General features: G+C 41.8%; 14 protein-coding genes. 9 read left to right on the top strand and 5 right to left on the bottom strand.

Annotation, left to right across the window (positions count from 1 at the left end; all coding sequences use genetic code 11):
• Positions 1-156 precede the first annotated feature (156 nt).
• The 5 genes from aceF to ampD form a co-directional block, all read right to left on the bottom strand.
• A complete protein-coding gene (gene aceF / locus AAEY97_RS09855) occupies positions 157-2,169 on the bottom strand; it encodes a dihydrolipoyllysine-residue acetyltransferase (RefSeq protein WP_350998521.1) in 2,013 nt (670 codons plus the stop codon).
• Between the two features lie 11 nt (positions 2,170-2,180).
• Complete coding sequence (gene aceE, locus AAEY97_RS09850; RefSeq protein ID WP_350998518.1) at positions 2,181-4,847, bottom strand: pyruvate dehydrogenase (acetyl-transferring), homodimeric type; 2,667 nt, start codon at positions 4,845-4,847, stop codon at positions 2,181-2,183.
• Between the two features lie 91 nt (positions 4,848-4,938).
• Complete coding sequence (gene pdhR, locus AAEY97_RS09845) at positions 4,939-5,691, bottom strand: pyruvate dehydrogenase complex transcriptional repressor PdhR (protein ID WP_101087720.1); 753 nt, start codon at positions 5,689-5,691, stop codon at positions 4,939-4,941.
• Positions 5,692-6,138: 447 nt separating this feature from the next.
• Positions 6,139-6,990, bottom strand: a complete 852-nt coding sequence (ampE, locus tag AAEY97_RS09840) for a beta-lactamase regulator AmpE (RefSeq protein WP_101087721.1) — start codon at positions 6,988-6,990, stop codon at positions 6,139-6,141.
• A gap of 149 nt (positions 6,991-7,139) precedes the next feature.
• Positions 7,140-7,694 (bottom strand): 1,6-anhydro-N-acetylmuramyl-L-alanine amidase AmpD, encoded by a 555-nt coding sequence (gene ampD / locus AAEY97_RS09835; protein ID WP_350998515.1) that lies wholly within the window; start codon positions 7,692-7,694, stop codon positions 7,140-7,142.
• A 417-nt stretch (positions 7,695-8,111) separates the two neighbouring features.
• Here ampD and nadC point away from each other — a divergent pair, with 417 nt between their 5' ends.
• The 9 genes from nadC (at position 8,112) to mutT (ending at position 16,461) form a co-directional block, all read left to right on the top strand.
• Positions 8,112-8,990 (top strand): carboxylating nicotinate-nucleotide diphosphorylase, encoded by an 879-nt coding sequence (gene nadC / locus AAEY97_RS09830; protein ID WP_350998512.1) that lies wholly within the window; start codon positions 8,112-8,114, stop codon positions 8,988-8,990.
• Positions 8,991-9,882: 892 nt separating this feature from the next.
• Entirely contained in the window at positions 9,883-10,317 is a 435-nt protein-coding gene (locus AAEY97_RS09825; protein WP_350998509.1) for a pilin, read from the top strand.
• Between the two features lie 97 nt (positions 10,318-10,414).
• Complete coding sequence (gene pilB / locus AAEY97_RS09820; protein ID WP_350998506.1) at positions 10,415-12,121, top strand: type IV-A pilus assembly ATPase PilB; 1,707 nt, start codon at positions 10,415-10,417, stop codon at positions 12,119-12,121.
• Between the two features lie 107 nt (positions 12,122-12,228).
• The gene (locus AAEY97_RS09815; protein ID WP_350998504.1) at positions 12,229-13,491 is read left to right on the top strand and encodes a type II secretion system F family protein; all 1,263 of its coding nucleotides are present in this window, start codon (positions 12,229-12,231) and stop codon (positions 13,489-13,491) included.
• A gap of 15 nt (positions 13,492-13,506) precedes the next feature.
• Positions 13,507-14,433, top strand: a complete 927-nt coding sequence (locus AAEY97_RS09810; RefSeq protein ID WP_350998501.1) for a prepilin peptidase — start codon at positions 13,507-13,509, stop codon at positions 14,431-14,433.
• The gene (coaE, locus tag AAEY97_RS09805; protein ID WP_350998499.1) at positions 14,430-15,059 is read left to right on the top strand and encodes a dephospho-CoA kinase; all 630 of its coding nucleotides are present in this window, start codon (positions 14,430-14,432) and stop codon (positions 15,057-15,059) included. The genes AAEY97_RS09810 and coaE overlap by 4 nt, the downstream gene beginning before the upstream one ends.
• The gene (gene zapD, locus AAEY97_RS09800) at positions 15,052-15,786 is read left to right on the top strand and encodes a cell division protein ZapD (RefSeq protein WP_350998497.1); all 735 of its coding nucleotides are present in this window, start codon (positions 15,052-15,054) and stop codon (positions 15,784-15,786) included. The genes coaE and zapD overlap by 8 nt, the downstream gene beginning before the upstream one ends.
• Before the next feature lie 42 nt (positions 15,787-15,828).
• Complete coding sequence (yacG, locus tag AAEY97_RS09795; protein ID WP_182773742.1) at positions 15,829-16,041, top strand: DNA gyrase inhibitor YacG; 213 nt, start codon at positions 15,829-15,831, stop codon at positions 16,039-16,041.
• A 24-nt stretch (positions 16,042-16,065) separates the two neighbouring features.
• The gene (gene mutT, locus AAEY97_RS09790) at positions 16,066-16,461 is read left to right on the top strand and encodes an 8-oxo-dGTP diphosphatase MutT (RefSeq protein ID WP_192116417.1); all 396 of its coding nucleotides are present in this window, start codon (positions 16,066-16,068) and stop codon (positions 16,459-16,461) included.
• Positions 16,462-17,128 lie beyond the last annotated feature (667 nt).

Here is a 17,128-nt window from a genome sequence, read left to right as displayed (position 1 = left end):
CCCAAATGTCGATGTCGCCAGCTTGAAACTTACGTTTCACTTCCAATTTCTTTCAATTGTGGACTAAAAAATTGGGATGGGCGCATTTTATACTCAAATCAATTTGTTTGAAACCGATCACAATAAAAAGGTCGCTCATATGAGCGACCTTTGTGGTTATAAAATCAATGTACGAATGTCTGATAGTATCGCAGACAAGGTCACACTAAAGCGTGCAGCCATTGCGCCATCAATAACGCGATGGTCATATGACAACGATAACGGCAACATTAATTTAGGTTCAAACTCTTTACCATTCCACTTTGGCTTAATTTCAGATTTTGATACACCTAAAATAGCCACGTCTGGGTAGTTAACAATCGGCGTAAACGCCGTACCGCCAATACCACCTAAACTTGAAATGGTAAAACAGCTACCTTGCATGTCAGCAGACTTTAGTTTGCCGTCACGAGCACGGATAGAAATGTCGGTTAACTCACGCGACAATTCAACAATGCCTTTCTTATCAACGTCACGTACCACCGGAACCATTAGGCCATTTGGCGTATCAACAGCTACACCAATGTGGAAGTACTTCTTCTGAATAAGCGACTCACCATCAGGGCTCAAACTAGAGTTAAACACTGGGAACTCAGCTAATGCTTTGGCGACAGCTTTCATCATGAACACTAGTGGAGTGATCTTGTAATCCGCTTTCTTCTTCGCGGCAAGGTCGTTCTGCTGCTTACGGAATGCTTCCATCTCAGTGATATCAGCTTCGTCAAACTGGGTGACATGTGGAATGGTTACCCAGTTGCGATGCAAGTTAGGACCAGAGATTTTCTGGATACGGCTTAGTGGTATTTCTTCCACTTCACCAAACTTACTGAAATCAACTTTAGGCGCTGCAATCACGTTTAAGCCACCAGCACCACCAGAAACCGCTGTAGCAGCAGTTGCTTTAGGGCGTGATAATTCGTATTTAACAAACGCTTGCACGTCTTCTTTCAAAATACGCGCTTTACGGCCAGTACCAGAAACCTTGGTTAAATCAACACCAAATTCACGCGCTAAGCGACGTACCGCAGGCGAAGCATGAACAACGCCAGTTGACGCAGTCACTGCAGCACTTGGATGAAACGGCACTGGTGGAGTTGATGGACGATTAGCCGCCATAGTTGGCACGGCTGCCGCTGGAGCGGGTTCTGCTTGAGCAGGAGCAGCTTGCGCTACTGGTGCAGAGCTAGTGGTTTCAATGGTCGCAATTAAGCTACCTTGAGACACTTTATCGCCCACTTTAACCGTTAACGACACTAATTTACCGGCAAACGGTGCTGGCACTTCCATCGTAGCTTTGTCTGTTTCAAGGGTAATTAACCCTTGATCTGCAGTGATTTCATCACCAACAGAAACCAACACTTCGATAATATCAACATCATTGGCGTCGCCAATATCAGGCACATGAATTTCTTGTACTTGAGTTGTCGTTGCGGCTTGTGCTGCAGGAGCCTGAGCCGCTTGAGCAACCGGTGCAGCGGCTTGTGGCGCAGATGCAGTAGGTGCAGCTGCAACAGGCGCAGCTGCAACAGGCGCAGAACCGACAACTTCTAGCGTGATAACCAATGAACCTTCAGACACTTTGTCGCCAACGGCTACAGTCACTGATTTAACCACACCCGCTTTAGGTGACGGTACGTCCATGGTTGCTTTATCGGTTTCTAAGGTAATTAACCCCGTATCAACGTCAATGCTATCACCAACAGCAACTAATACTTCGATGACTGACACATCAGTGTCTCCGCCGATATCAGGTACTTTTACTTCAATCACTTCTGAGCTACCAACACTTGGTGCGGCAACTGGCGTCACTGGTGCAGGAGCTGCTGCTTGTGCCACTGGCGCTTCAGCTTTAGGTGCTGGCGCAGCTGCTTCGGCTTTAGCCGGTGCAGCGTCAGCTGCACTCATCATCGCAATCAAGGTACCTTCAGAAACGGTATCACCGACAGCAATTTTTAATTCTGCTAACGTACCAGCAAAAGGTGCTGGAATGTCCATGGTCGCTTTATCACTTTCAACTGTAATGATTGATGCTTCTTTTTCAAGATAATCACCAACCGCAGCACAAATTTCAATAACCTGTACTGCATCAGTATCGATGTTAGGAACCAAAACTTCTTTTAATTCAGCCATTTTGTATCCCCTTACGCGAACTGTGGGTTAATCTTGTCAGCATCAATACCATATTCAGCGATGGCTTTAGTCAACACATCAACAGGCATTTCATTACGATCAACAAGAGACTTCAGTGCCGCAATAACAATAAACTTAGCGTCTACTTCAAAGTGGTGACGTAAGTTTGCGCGGCTATCGCTACGACCAAAACCATCAGTACCAAGTACTTTATAGTCTGTCGGTACGAAAGCACGTAATTGCTCGCCGTATATCTTCATGTAGTCAGTAGCCACAATCGCTGGCGCGTCTGCAGATAATACTTGGCTAATATATGATTGCTTAGGTTTTGCTGTTGGGTGCAACATGTTCCAACGCTCAGCAGCCTGGCCGTCACGAGTTAACTCGTTAAAGCTAGTTACACTGAATACGTCAGCGCTTACGCCAAAGTCTTTTGCTAATGCTTGTGCTGCTTTACGCACTTCTTCAAGTATCGTACCGCAACCCATTAACTGCACTTTACCTTTACCACTACCGGCAACGGTTTCAAGCTTGTAAATACCTTTGACAATACCTTCTTCGGCACCGGCTGGCATTTCTGGCTGAACATAGTTTTCGTTCATTGTGGTTAGGTAGAAGAAGATATCTTCTTGATTTTCGCCATACATACGACGAATACCATCTTGTACTACAACTGCAATTTCATAACCGTAAGTTGGATCGTAAGAGATACAGTTTGGAATAGTGTTAGCCAATACGTGGCTGTGACCATCTTGATGCTGTAAACCTTCGCCGTTCAATGTTGTACGGCCTGAAGTACCACCGACTAAGAAACCACGAGCGCGCATGTCGCCAGCAGCCCATGCCATGTCGCCAATTCGTTGGAAACCAAACATAGAGTAGTAGATGTAAAACGGAATCGTTGGCATGTTATTGACTGAGTAGCTAGTTGCAGCTGATACCCAAGATGACATTGCACCTAATTCGTTAATACCTTCTTGTAAAACTTGACCGGTTTTATCTTCACGGTAGTACGCCACTTGATCAGAATCTTGTGGGATATATTTTTGGCCTTCGTGAGCATAAATACCCACTTGACGGAATAAACCTTCCATACCAAAAGTACGCGCTTCATCAGGAATAATCGGCACAATACGCTTGCCAATACCCTTGTCTTTCAATAACGCGGTTAATACCCGTACAAACGCCATGGTTGACGAAATTTCACGGCCATTAGAGCCTTTCAAAATCGAATCAAAAATTTTCAATGAAGGAATTTCTAACTCTTCAGTGAACTTTTCACGACGTTGCGGTAAATAACCTAATAATGCTTCACGGCGACTCTTCAAGTATTTCACTTCTTCAGAGTCTGGACCAGGATGATAGAAAGGCAGATCTTCCAGCTGGTCATCAGGGATCGGGATATTGAAACGATCACGGAAGTAGCGAATAGATTCAGCGCCCATCTTCTTCACGTTGTGAGCGATGTTTTTACCTTCGCCTGCATCACCTAAACCGTAACCTTTAACGGTTTTAGCTAAGATAACGGTTGGGCGACCTTTAGTTTTCTGTGCATGTTCAAGTGCAGCGTAAACTTTAACAGGATCATGACCACCACGGTTTAAACGCCAAATGTCATCATCTGACATGTTAGCAACCATTTCGGCAGTTTCAGGGTACTTACCAAAGAAATGCTCACGCGTATACGCGCCGCCTTTGGCTTTACAGTTTTGGTATTCACCGTCTACGGTTTCTTCCATTAACTGTAATAATTTACCGCTAGTATCACGAGCCAATAACGGATCCCAATAGCGTCCCCAAATCACTTTAACCACTTCCCAGCCTGCGCCGCGGAATTCGCCTTCAAGTTCTTGGATAATTTTACCGTTACCACGTACAGGACCATCAAGACGCTGTAAGTTACAGTTAACGATAAAGACTAAGTTATCTAATTCTTCACGAGCAGCTAAACCAATAGCACCTAATGCTTCTGGCTCATCACACTCACCGTCGCCTAAGAAACAGTAAACAGTCTGCTTAGAACAATCTTTTAAACCACGGTCAGTTAAATACTTTAAATAACGCGCTTGGTAAATCGCTTGAATAGGACCAAGACCCATCGATACCGTCGGGAACTGCCAATAAGTAGGCATTAACTTAGGGTGTGGGTACGAAGAAAGTCCTTTGCCATCAACTTCTTGACGGAAGTTAGCCATTTGTTCTTCAGTAATACGGCCTTCAAGGAACGAACGCGCATAAATACCAGGTGCAATATGACCTTGGAAATACACCAAATCACCACCGTCATGCTCATTAGGCGCACGGAAGAAATGGTTAAAACACACATCGTAAATTGTCGCACTAGACGCGAAACTTGAAATATGGCCACCCAGCTCTAAATCTTTCTTAGAACCACGTAACACCATAGCCAAAGCATTCCAACGAATAATCGCCCGAATACGGCGTTCCATTTCTTGGTTGCCAGGCATGTTTGGCTCTTGGCCTGCTGGAATAGTGTTTAAATACGCAGTTGTCGCGTTATACGGTAAGTGAGTACCGTTACGGCGAGCTTTGTCGATTAATTTTTCGAGTAAAAAGTGTGCACGTTCAGGCCCTTCTTGCTCTAACACAGCTTGTAGAGCATCAACCCACTCTTGGGTTTCTGATGGGTCTAAATCTTGAAGCATATCTTCAGACATCTCGCAGTCCTTCTCTATATACGGATTATATTTCGGCTTTTTGCTGCTTGTTGACACAGCAAAAGTGTATTCTTATTCAAAGTGACAAGTGCTACACGCCGCTCTTTAAACGGCGCAAACTACGTTGCAACCGACTGTCTTCTTCCCTTACTGACAACATGACTTCTTCTATGTAGCTTAGGTGCTCATTCGAAGCTTCACGTGCAGCGTCTGGGTCCCGGCGTATAATCGCAGCCAGTAACGCGCGTCTGTGATCATTTGCCATGGTGGAAGCTTCTTCGCGTATGCTTAAAAGCTCCAGATTTTGTGCGACATTTTTGTGCAGCACAGGGGTTAAACTTAATACTAAATGCAACATAGCAACATTGTGTGATGCCTCAGCAACCGCACGATAAAAACGTACAATGGCAGCAGCTTTAGCCTCAATATTCGTCGCAGCTTCTACTTCAATAATTCGTTTTTGAATATTCTGCATATCCGAATCGGTGCCACGCAGCGCAGCATAATACGCCATCATGCCTTCAGTGGCGTGACGGAATTCGAGTAAGTCATACTGACTTTCAGAGTCGTTATGCATTAATTCAACGATAGGATCGGCAAGGCTTTGCCACAGTTGTTCTTTAACATAGGTGCCACCGCCTTGACGACGCATGAGCAACCCTTTAGCTTCTAATTTTTGAATCGCTTCACGTAAAGAAGGACGAGACACTTCAAATTGCACCGCGAGTTCGCGTTCAGGAGGTAGTTTCTGACCAGGCTGCAAACTGCCTTCTAGGATCATCCGCTCTAATTGCTCCATGATCACATCAGAAATTTTTGGCTGGTTAATCTTAATATAAGCCATGTAGCGCTCTGCTCCCTAAACAAGCAATTGTCAATTGGTCTTACCAATTAATATGAGAGAGCGCACTTTATCAAATCATACAAGCCGTGTCTAGTTATCAGCAAACCAACAAAAGAACACCGCTTTGTTTAAAACGCTCAAGCCCAGAGCATAACCGATATTTATGCTTAAGGGGTCAGACCATTTACCCGGAAGTCCTAGAAACTAGAGCGCTACGCTTCTAGTGGCTATAAAATCTCAGCAGCGAAGCTGTACTAGAATCTCAGCAGCGAAGCTGTCCTAGAATCTCAGCAGCGAAGCTGTCCTAGAATCTTAGCAGCAAAGCTGTCCTAGAATCCTAGCAGCAAAGCTGCCCTAGAATCTCAGCAGCGAAGCTGTCCTAGAATCTCAGCAGCGAAGCTGTCCTAGCAGGACGTAGTCCGCCCTAGAAGCGTAGCGCCCTAGAGTCTAACTAACAAATCCAAAAATGGTTAATACCGAAACCATGGTTAGCAGTAATACAAAGTTACGCTTACTTAATGCCAGTAATGCCAGGGTAGATTGCACACTCAACGGCGCATCTCCAACTTCAGGTAAAGACTCTGCCGCAACAGCAGTATGGGTCACTATCGTTTTAGCATCGGTATTGACACTTAAACCATATTGTCGCCAAACGCTTAACCCTGAACTAAACTGACCACTTAACACATAACCAAAACTAAACACTCTGCTTGGCAACCAATCAAATATCATTTGTAAACGGTCGACCAATGGCATTTCAAGCTTATTCTTACTGTTGTACTCACTATAAAAACGCACTGTACAATATAAAACTGCACCTACTGGGCCTAAAAATATCAAATACAACGCCACAGCACCGTAATAGCGGTAATTAATCCACGCCACCATTTGGCCCACTTTGCGGCCTAAATCCTGTTCGTCCACGACATCCAAATGCTCTGTAGAGTCCAACTCGCTAGCGTAACAGTAACAGGCTTGTACATCTCCGCGGCATGCCGCTTGAATATACTGTTTAAACACAATTCGTAATGTTTGGTGACTAAAGCAAATAATCGATATCAGCACCCAAAACAACAAGCTCAATAAATCAAAAAAAATGCCATCAAGCAGAAAACAGATCAACAACACTAATAAAGCAGGCAACACGATGGCAATCACCACACCGAATGGTGATTTTAGCGACTGGCTATCCCAAAACTGCTTTTGGTAACGCGTCATCACACTATCGAACTGCCAACCACTCGGCAGAAGCTTCATACGCTCAACTAGAATTGCCACTAATAATGAAAATAACGCCATGAATATCCTTTTAACTTCAATTCAGTTGTTGCTGTCGCCATTAAAGAACCGTTTTTAGGTGGGCGATGGCTACAAATGCTCTCAGCAAATGCGATCAATAAATGAGATCAACAAATGCGACCAACAACAGTTATGTCCACAAGACTAGCCTAAGCAACGGCAATGGCTTGCTTATATCGAGGCCAATCAAAACTAAAACCTGGGTCTGTTTTACGCCCTGGTGCGATATCACAATGGCCAACAATATTATTTACGTTAATCATAGGATACTGCGCCATTAACTCAAATGTTAACAGCATTAATTGATGATATTGCTCATCGGTATAACCACTACTATCGGTGCCTTCTAGTTCAATACCAATTGCAAAGTCGTTACAGCCCTTACGCCCGTTAAACTCAGAGATACCAGCGTGCCATGCTCTGTCATCACAACTCACATACTGCACCACTTCACCATCGCGGCGAATTAAAAAGTGTGCCGAAACTTGCAAACCTGCCAACTCAGCAAAACTGTCGTCAGCATCAATATCTAAGCAGCCTTGAAAAAGTGCATCAATGTGCGGTAAGCCAAAACAACCCGCCGGTAAACTAATATTGTGGATCACCAACAAACTCACCTCATCTGTTGGCCGTGAATTAAAATGGGGCGAAATACACTTTCTAGCGCTGGCTAACCAACCTTGTTTTAATAAGCCTTTTGCCATATTCATCCTTTAAACATAACGACATAACCTCAACCAGAGTTAACAATAGGATTGTAAGCCAAAACGAGAATAATTGGCCTATTGGAGATCAAACTTGTCATTTGCTTCGCTAACAAGGTGCTGCCACTTATCATTAGCAGTGTCAGTAGCTGGTCCATTGTAAGTCAATGCAACACAGTTAGCGGCTCAAAGGACAGTTCGATAACAGTTTATTATCCCAAACTAAGGTTATTTAACCATTCTCAATCTGAATTTAACAGTATTAAACGGCCATACCCATGCTGAAAATTGCCGACTGGGTAGTGTCAGTATCTAGCCAAGTTATGGTAATCTTTAACAAATGCATTCTGTAACAAACACTCCGTTGAATGCAGATACTGTTTAGCTTTATTACACTCTTTAGCAAGGATTTTGCTTATGTTAGAAAACGACATCCGTCATGCAGTGCAAACAGCGCTTGATGAAGACTTAGGTCACACAGCCCATAATACCATTCACGATATGCTCAATGCTGATATTACCGCTCAGCTTATCCCTGCAGACAAACACGTTTCCGGCGCGTTAATCACCCGCGAAGATGGGGTTTTTTGCGGTAAAGCGTGGGCAGAGCAAGTATTTAATCAACTTGGCAGTGAAGTCGTGCTGCATTGGCATGTTGATGACGGTGACTTAATTGTAGCCAATCAATTGTTATGCGAACTATCTGGCCCAGCACGCGCTATTTTAACTGGCGAGCGTACAGCAATGAACTTCATTCAAACCTTATCAGGGGTAGCCAGCTTAACCAAATTGTACGTTAATAAGCTTGCAGGCACCCATACTCAATTGCTCGATACTCGCAAAACCATCCCAGGGCTTCGCACCGCCCAAAAGTACGCAGTAACCTGCGGTGGCGGCAAAAACCATCGCATTGGTTTATTCGATGCGTTCTTAATCAAAGAAAACCACATTATGGCTTGCGGCGGCATCTCACAAGCCATTACAGCAGCACGCGCCTTAGATGCTAACAAGCCAGTAGAAGTGGAAGTAGAGTCTCTTGATGAGCTCACCCAAGCACTTGATGGCGGAGCCGATATCATTATGCTCGACAACTTTGACGTCACCATGATGGTCGACGCAGTCAGCCTTAATAATCGTTATAAAGATCAAGCTAAAGGCGCAAAATTAGAAGTTTCAGGCAATGTCACGTTAGACACCCTAGCCACCTTCGCACAAACTGGCGTTGATTATATTTCGGTAGGTGCCCTGACTAAGCATGTCAAAGCATTAGATTTATCATTGAGATTAAAGGCTTAATACTTACATTTTCTAGGTTCTAGAACGGACTGCGTCCTGCTAGGTCGCTGCGCTTCTAGGGACAGCTTTGCTGCTAAGATTTTATAGCATCTAACAGCGCAGCGCTCTAGAACCTAGGCTTTTAGTTTAGCGATAAACCTGCCACATCTGCCATCAAAAAGAGCGCCAATAAACCGACATTGTTGCATTTTTGTCAAATAATTTTTCCTCTATGCCTAGCACGTCAAAAAACATATAGGGTATAATGTGCGGAAAATGTGAAAGCAGAGCCTTTTTAGACATTTATTTTTAATTTGTATCATAAAACTATTCCTTTTTTAGGCGGTTTATACTAACGTCTAATGTAGGCGAGTTGGCCTTTCGGCCATGTACTGCAATACTAAAGTTGCAAAAAACGTCTATGTTTTATCAATCACGTAACATTGATTCAACAGCTTGTTAGTGATATTAATATTACCGATTAATAAAACGAGCGTTTACACTAGCATTGCAGCTCAGCCGAAATGCAATACTGACACAATAAAGTAAGTAGCTTGTTGCTATCTATAAGTGATGGAATTTACTGTCCAATGGATAACAAACATAGCGATGGCTAAACTGTAAAACTTGTTATACTGAAATGTTTCATAGGTTTAGCCCTCTAAAAGCACATTTTAGAAAAAAGAATTAACAAACCTTGTCATCATGGACACATAAAACTTAAATCATTGCACACTATGGTATGAGTAATATGCACAAGCGACGACATAAACGACATCGTGACAATTATTGTCACATATTTGTGTCTGTAAGGCCTTAGGCATATGGATTGCCATTTAGCACACTCAACTATAAAAAAGTGTGCTAAAACTCTAGGATTGAAACTGCCACAGCCTATTTTACGGAGAGAAAAATGAAAGGTATTAACCAAATCAAAAACGCTAAGGGTTTCACTCTTATCGAATTATTAATTGTAGTAGCAATTATCGGTATTCTTGCTGCTATCGCTATTCCACAGTATCAAACATATGTGGCAAAATCAGATGTAGCTTCTGCTGTGCAATCATTAACGTCATTAAAATCGCCTGTTGAATCATATGTATTAACTGAGGGTGTTTTTCCTGATGCAGGTAAAGAGAGTGATGTAGGTATTAACGCACCATCTAATGGTACTATCGCTTTGGCCCTAGTAGGTGGTGGTGAAGGAACTGTTACCTTTACCTATTCACAAGGTGGCCCTGATGTACAAGGTAAAACTGTAATACTTTCTCGTTCAGCTACAGGAACTTGGACTTGCGCGACAACAGTTGCTACAGCCTTTGCTCCAAAATCTTGTCCCGGCGCCTAATAGGTTTAATTTAAAAAGGCAGCATTGAGCTGCCTTTTTTATTTTTTAACACTTTTATGTAATACTGAAAATATTATCCTTCTTCTGAGTAAGTTATATGTCTGCAACAGCACTTCATTTAGGATTATCAACTTTATTTGTTCGTAAAAACCTTCTCAACGAAGAGCAGTTATCCTCAGCTATAGCTGACTCCCGAAAAGCAAAAGTTTCGCTTGTTACTACCTTAATAGAAAAAAAACTACTCTCCGCTCGTGAAATAGCTGAATTGTGTTACGAAGAATACGGAACACCACTACTCGATTTAAATGAATTTGATATAACTAATATTTCAGAAGCGTTGTTGAATAAAAAACTCATCTCCAAACATAAATGTTTGCCGTTGTTTAAACGCGGTAATCGCCTCTATATTGCCACCTCAGATCCAACTAACATTGCAGCCCTTGAAGACTTTCAATTTAGTCTAGGCTTACATGCTGAAGCAATACTCGTTGAAGATGATAAACTCAATAAAGCCTTAGAAAAAATTCTCGAAGAAGACATTAGTGGTCTAGGATTAGAAGGGATTGACGAAGAAGCATTAGCTGGTATCGAAGTTGCCGATACCAGTCGTAACGATGAACCAAGCGGTGATAGCAGTGATGATGCACCCATTGTTATTTATATTAATAAAATTCTAACCGATGCAATCCGTAAAGGCGCCTCAGATTTACATTTTGAGCCTTACGAGAAACGTTACCGTATTCGGTTTCGTATTGATGGTATCTTGCATGAAGTATCAGAACCGCCAGTCAATCTGTCCAACCGCATTTCCGCCCGTTTAAAAGTCATGTCGAAATTAGACATTGCTGAGCGCCGAGTGCCGCAAGATGGTCGCATTAAAATGAAGCTGTCACGCACCAAATCTATCGATTTTCGTGTCAGTAGCTTGCCGACCATTTGGGGCGAGAAGATCGTGATGCGTATTTTGGATTCATCTTCCGCCCAACTGGGTATTGAAAAGCTCGGTTATGAGGATGACCAACGCTTATTATACGAAGAAATGCTCGCCAAACCACAAGGGATGATTTTAGTTACCGGCCCTACAGGTTCAGGCAAAACCGTATCCTTATATACTGGTCTTAACATCCTCAATACAGAAGAGCGTAATATTTCAACCGCCGAAGACCCGGTCGAAATTAATCTTGAAGGGGTTAACCAGGTCCACATTAATTTAAAAGCTGGTTTAACTTTCGCCTCTGCACTTCGCTCTTTTTTACGCCAAGATCCTGATGTAGTGATGGTGGGTGAAATTCGCGACCTAGAAACGGCTGAAATAGCTATTAAAGCGGCACAAACCGGCCACTTAGTATTATCAACCCTGCATACCAACTCGGCTGCAGAAACCTTAACTCGATTAATCAATATGGGTGTGCCCGGTTATAATATTGCCAGCTCAGTCAATTTAATTATTGCCCAACGACTTGCCAGGCGCCTATGCCCAGCTTGTAAACATGAAGAGACAATTCCTGTTGCTGAGATGCAACGCTTAGGTTTTTCTGAAGCCAATATAACCGCTGGTTTTAGCGTATTTAAACCTGTTGGTTGTGAGCTATGCTCAGGTGGCTATAAAGGCCGAGTCGGCATTTATGAAGTAATGAAAATGAGCGATGAAATAGCGCGCACTATTATGGAAGGCGGCAACTCACTCCAAATTGCCACTTTAGCCAAACAACAAGGGATGCGCGATTTACGTCAATCAGGGTTACTTAAAGTCATTCATGGCGTAACCAGTATTGCCGAGATTAACCGTGTCACCAGCTTTTAATTCAGCTATAGTCAAATCTGTTAGAGTAAATCAACCATTTAATTGATTATTTCTTATCAACATTAGTATTTTAAAGTGGATGCAGCAATAATAAAAGGACTGGCTTCATGGCCACAACAACGGCGAATAGAAAATCTAAAGTAAAGAAAAAAATAAAACTCCAACCCAAGGTGTTCACATTTGAATGGAAAGGTTTAAATAGAGATGGCAAAAAAACTTCGGGAGAATTGAAAGGTGTCTCCGTTGCTGAAGTGAGAGGAATTCTAAAATCACAAGGAGTAACACCTAAAGGTGTTCGAAAAAAAGCAACTCCTTTATTTAAACTTGGAGAGCCGAGTATTAAAGCAATGGATATTGCGATGATGACTCGACAAATTGCTACAATGCTATCTTCAGGCGTTCCACTCGTAACTGCCTTGCAACTAATAGCCCGCGGTCATGAAAAAGCCAAAATGCGAGAGTTGCTCAATATTATTCTATCTGATGTAGAATCAGGTATACCTTTCTCCGAAGCATTAAGACCCCATAGACGATATTTTGATGATTTATACGTTGATTTAGTAGCCGCAGGTGAAAACTCCGGTTCACTAGATGTGGTTTTTGACCGTATTGCTATTTATAGAGAAAAAGCAGAACAATTAAAATCAAAGATAAAAAAAGCCATGTTCTATCCTGCTGCAGTCACAACCGTTGCAATTGGTGTAACAGTCTTATTACTCTTATTTGTTGTTCCACAATTTGAATCAATATTCAAAGGGTTTGGTGCAGAATTACCAGCATTCACACAATTAATAGTAAATGCATCTAGATGGTTACAAGCATCTTGGTATTTCTTTGTTGTAGGCATAATTATATTTATTTACTTCTTTAAGCAAGCACATAGAAAATCACAAAAATTTAGAGACCAAGTTGATACAAACATTCTACGAATTCCAATATTAGGCAATATTTTGCATAAGGCAGCGATGGCACGCTTTGCTCGTACTTTAGCAACAACTTTTGCTGCTGGTGTGCCTTTGATTGATGGTTTGGATTCTGCAGCTGGTGCATCTGGTAATGCCGTTTATAGAATTGCCTTATTAAAGATTCGCCAAGAAGTCATGTCAGGTATGCAGCTCAATGTTGCAATGAGAACGGCTAACTTATTTCCAGATATGCTTATTCAAATGATCCAAATAGGTGAAGAGGCGGGGTCATTGGATGATATGCTTAACAAAGTTGCAAATATATTTGAAATGCAAGTTGATGATGCAGTTGATGGCTTATCTAGCTTAATAGAACCGATAATGATGGTCGTCATTGGCACTCTAGTTGGTGGTTTGATCATCGGTATGTATTTACCTATTTTCCAACTTGGCGATGTTTTATAATTTAAATAAGAAAAAATGACTGAATTTATCACAACTTTTATTACAACAATGACTCAATACCCTTGGGTCTTTGTTGCAATTAGCTTTATTTTTGCTGCTACTATTGGCAGCTTTCTCAACGTCGTGATCCACCGTTTACCAGTGATGATGAAACGTGAATGGCAAAGCGAATGTAACTTTTACCTCAATGAATATCATCCTGACATTGTCAAACAAGTAGGCAGTGAGCGTTTACAGAAAGCCATCGATCCCTTTCCTGAAAAATACAATCTGGTAGTGCCAGGCTCTGCCTGCCCTAAATGCAAAGCCAATATAAAGCCTTGGCATAATCTACCAATATTAGGTTGGATGATGCTTAAGGGTAAATGTGCCGATTGCAAAACCAGCATTTCAAGCCGCTATCCCATTATTGAACTGTTAACCGGTGTATTAGTTGCCGCATTAGCCTGGCATTTTGGCCCTACATGGCAATTTGTTTATGCCAGTATTTTAACCTTTGTGTTAGTGGCATTAACGGGTATCGATTTAGATGAAATGCTATTACCGGATCAGCTAACACTACCGATCCTGTGGTTAGGATTAATCATTAACCTTAAAGGCATTTATACCAGTCCGGAAGACGCGATTATTGGCGCTGCTGCAGGGTATTTAAGTTTATGGTCGGTATTCTGGTTATTTAAATTAGTCACTGGCAAAGAAGGTATGGGCTACGGTGACTTTAAACTATTAGCCGTTTTCGGTGCTTGGTTAGGCTGGCAAGTGTTGCCATTAATTATCTTACTGTCTTCACTAGTAGGCGCGGTAGTGGGCATAACCATGATTATGGCTAAACAACTCAATAAAGGTAACCCAATCCCTTTTGGTCCTTATATTGCTGCTGCAGGCTGGATAGCGTTAGTATGGGGACATGACATTCTTAATTGGTATCTTAGTACGTTATGAGCTTAAACAAGTATGTTGTAGGGTTAACAGGCGGCATAGCCAGCGGTAAAACCACCGTGGCTAACTTATTTGCAGAATATGGCATAGACTTAGTGGATGCCGATGTTATTGCCCGAGAGGTGGTATCAATAGGTTCTGATGGACTCAAAGCAATAGTGCAACACTTTGGTCAGTCACTGCTATTATCCGATGGTAGCCTTGATAGAGCAGCTTTGCGAGCAAAGGTATTCGATAATCCTCAACAACGTTTATGGCTTAATAATTTACTCCATCCAATGATCCGCCAAAAGATGCTCGACCAAGTGCAAGCATCGACTTCTGCATATGTAATAATGGTAGTGCCCTTGCTATTTGAGAATCATTTAGATAGTTTAGTTAATACTACTTTGGTTGTAGATATAGCACCAGAGTTACAGATTTCAAGGACGATGCAACGTGATGGTGTCAGTAAACAACAGGTAGAGCATATTCTGGCGAGTCAAATGACTCGAGAGCAACGACTCGCTAAAGCTGATAACATTATTGATAATCAAGGAGAATATGAGCTGTTGCGCAGTCAAGTACTTCGTCTGCATCAACAATACTTACAACAGGCAGCCGATTTAGAAACTAACGTCAATGACTGATTTAATTTATGAACAACCATTAAATGAAAAAATACGCAGTTATTTACGTATAGAAAACCTTGCCCTCCAGTTGCAACAGCATGCCGAACAAGATAACCAACATCAATGTTTTAGCCCTTTATTTGCTCTTGCCGAACTAACTGAACGATGTGATTATCGCACCGATATTTTAAAAGATATTGAAAAACAGATTCAGATAATTTCTCATTGGCGTGCCCACTCAAATGTAGATAACGCTCAAGTGGATCAACTCACCCAAAGACTTATCGCGCTAAAATTACCACTGCAAGCACAAGAAAGAATTGGCTGTAGCCTTAAACAAGACAAATTTATCTCTGCATTACGACAGCGCTTCAACATGACTGGCGCATACTGTAATTTCGACTTTCCACAATTGCACTTTTGGCTTGGCAAAGACTGGCAACATCGACAGCAAGATATCAAAAGTTGGCTTATTCAATACCAGCCTCTACTCGCCCCGATCACATTACTTCTGGAACTGATTCGAACGACAGCAGATTTTGGTTTATGCCAAGCTCCAGTGGGTTTCTACCAAGGTAACTCAGTTCAACCTCTGTCATTAATTCGAGTACAAATAAATTCCAATCAAAACTGCTATCCTACCATCAGCGGCAATCGAAATCGTTATGCCATTCATTTTGTAGATTTCGATTTACATCGTCATACGAGTGAAACTGTTGAGTTCTCACTAGCAACCTGCACATAAACACTTTAACATCACTAGTAATATAAATAACCAAGAATGATTATGCCTTTAACAGTAGTAAACTGCCCAATTTGCAGAACCAAAGTTGAATGGAAAGACGAATCCCTATTTAAACCTTTTTGCAGCGAACGCTGTAAATTGATCGATCTTGGCGACTGGGCCAGCGAGAAGCATGCCATTCCGGTTAAGCACGATGTAGACCTAGATCTGTTGGATGATGCTGGTTTTGATGAAGGTGACTTCTTTAAACAATAAGTTGAAATTATAAAGGGGGCAAACATGCAAAAAAGAATTCATGTCGCTGTCGGTGTCATCATTAATCAAGATAGGCACATTTTACTGGCTAAGAGGCTAGGACACCTTCATCAAGGTGGAAAGTGGGAATTCCCAGGCGGTAAGGTGGAAATAAATGAAACGGTTACTGAAGCGTTAATTAGAGAACTCAAAGAGGAAGTTAATCTTGATGTAGCTAATTCAACTCCCTTCATGGACATCAGTCATGATTATCCAGATAAACACGTCAGACTTGATATTCATTTAATTACTGAATTTTCAAACCAAGCGCAAGGTATGGAACAACAGCAAATTGAATGGGTGCCGATACATAGTATTGCAGAATACGACTTCCCAGAAGCCAATCAGCCTATCGTAGAAAAGATATTAGCTGAACTCTGAAATTGTCCCTCCCCATTTAAATACCGATCTAAAAAATAAGTCCATTGCTAATAAAGTAATGGCCTTAAAACAAATATTTCCCTGCCTTGAAAAAATTCACAAATACTCCTTCTCTATCAATATTCATTGGAGCATTACATAGCGCCGTAATTAACCGTTACTTAGTCATTTTAAAACGTTAAGTCGATAAAAAGTGGTCATAGTTATAACGACTATATGACTACATCAATAGCCGAAATGACAGCGTAAACACTTGCCCCTAGTACAGATTAAATTGACCAGATCAGTTTATTAATGAAATAGACCAGCGAGTTAAAACACCGTTTACTTGCGTATTTCTGAGATTTATCCGTTGCCGTGACGTTGATGCTTTTATAAGATGATTGATAAGAAGATGATGACCTATTAGATAAAATAATCAATATAAATGGCAAAGCTACACTGGTGCTAAAGATGTAGGTTGAAAATCAATTTACGAATATTTCAAGTCAATTAGGCGCCTGGAAATGACCTACTCTTTTATCCCCGAAGGGGACGCATGGCCATATTCGACAAACTGCTGTCATGTTTTGGCCAATAACAAACTCTATACTATAAATTGCAGACGTAAAAAAGCCCGTTACGTTAGTAACGGGCTTATCACTACTCTTTCGAGTCAATTAGGCGC

Origin of the sequence: Shewanella sp. TB7-MNA-CIBAN-0143 (assembly GCF_040310065.1) — a bacterium.
In the GTDB taxonomy this organism is placed as follows: domain Bacteria; phylum Pseudomonadota; class Gammaproteobacteria; order Enterobacterales; family Shewanellaceae; genus Shewanella.
Note: the sequence above shows the minus strand (reverse complement) of the source record. Positions and strands in the feature narration are given on the sequence as shown.

Coding starts and splice junctions, on each gene's coding strand:
- ampD (WP_350998515.1), bottom strand. CDS start 7,694: ATGGCAAAAGGCTTATTAAAACAAGGTTGGTTAGCCAGCGCTAGAAAG.
- AAEY97_RS09810 (WP_350998501.1), top strand. CDS start 13,507: ATGACTGAATTTATCACAACTTTTATTACAACAATGACTCAATACCCT.
- aceE (WP_350998518.1), bottom strand. CDS start 4,847: ATGTCTGAAGATATGCTTCAAGATTTAGACCCATCAGAAACCCAAGAG.
- yacG (WP_182773742.1), top strand. CDS start 15,829: ATGCCTTTAACAGTAGTAAACTGCCCAATTTGCAGAACCAAAGTTGAA.
- nadC (WP_350998512.1), top strand. CDS start 8,112: ATGTTAGAAAACGACATCCGTCATGCAGTGCAAACAGCGCTTGATGAA.
- pdhR (WP_101087720.1), bottom strand. CDS start 5,691: ATGGCTTATATTAAGATTAACCAGCCAAAAATTTCTGATGTGATCATG.
- zapD (WP_350998497.1), top strand. CDS start 15,052: ATGACTGATTTAATTTATGAACAACCATTAAATGAAAAAATACGCAGT.
- AAEY97_RS09825 (WP_350998509.1), top strand. CDS start 9,883: ATGAAAGGTATTAACCAAATCAAAAACGCTAAGGGTTTCACTCTTATC.
- AAEY97_RS09815 (WP_350998504.1), top strand. CDS start 12,229: ATGGCCACAACAACGGCGAATAGAAAATCTAAAGTAAAGAAAAAAATA.
- aceF (WP_350998521.1), bottom strand. CDS start 2,169: ATGGCTGAATTAAAAGAAGTTTTGGTTCCTAACATCGATACTGATGCA.
- pilB (WP_350998506.1), top strand. CDS start 10,415: ATGTCTGCAACAGCACTTCATTTAGGATTATCAACTTTATTTGTTCGT.
- coaE (WP_350998499.1), top strand. CDS start 14,430: ATGAGCTTAAACAAGTATGTTGTAGGGTTAACAGGCGGCATAGCCAGC.
- mutT (WP_192116417.1), top strand. CDS start 16,066: ATGCAAAAAAGAATTCATGTCGCTGTCGGTGTCATCATTAATCAAGAT.
- ampE (WP_101087721.1), bottom strand. CDS start 6,990: ATGGCGTTATTTTCATTATTAGTGGCAATTCTAGTTGAGCGTATGAAG.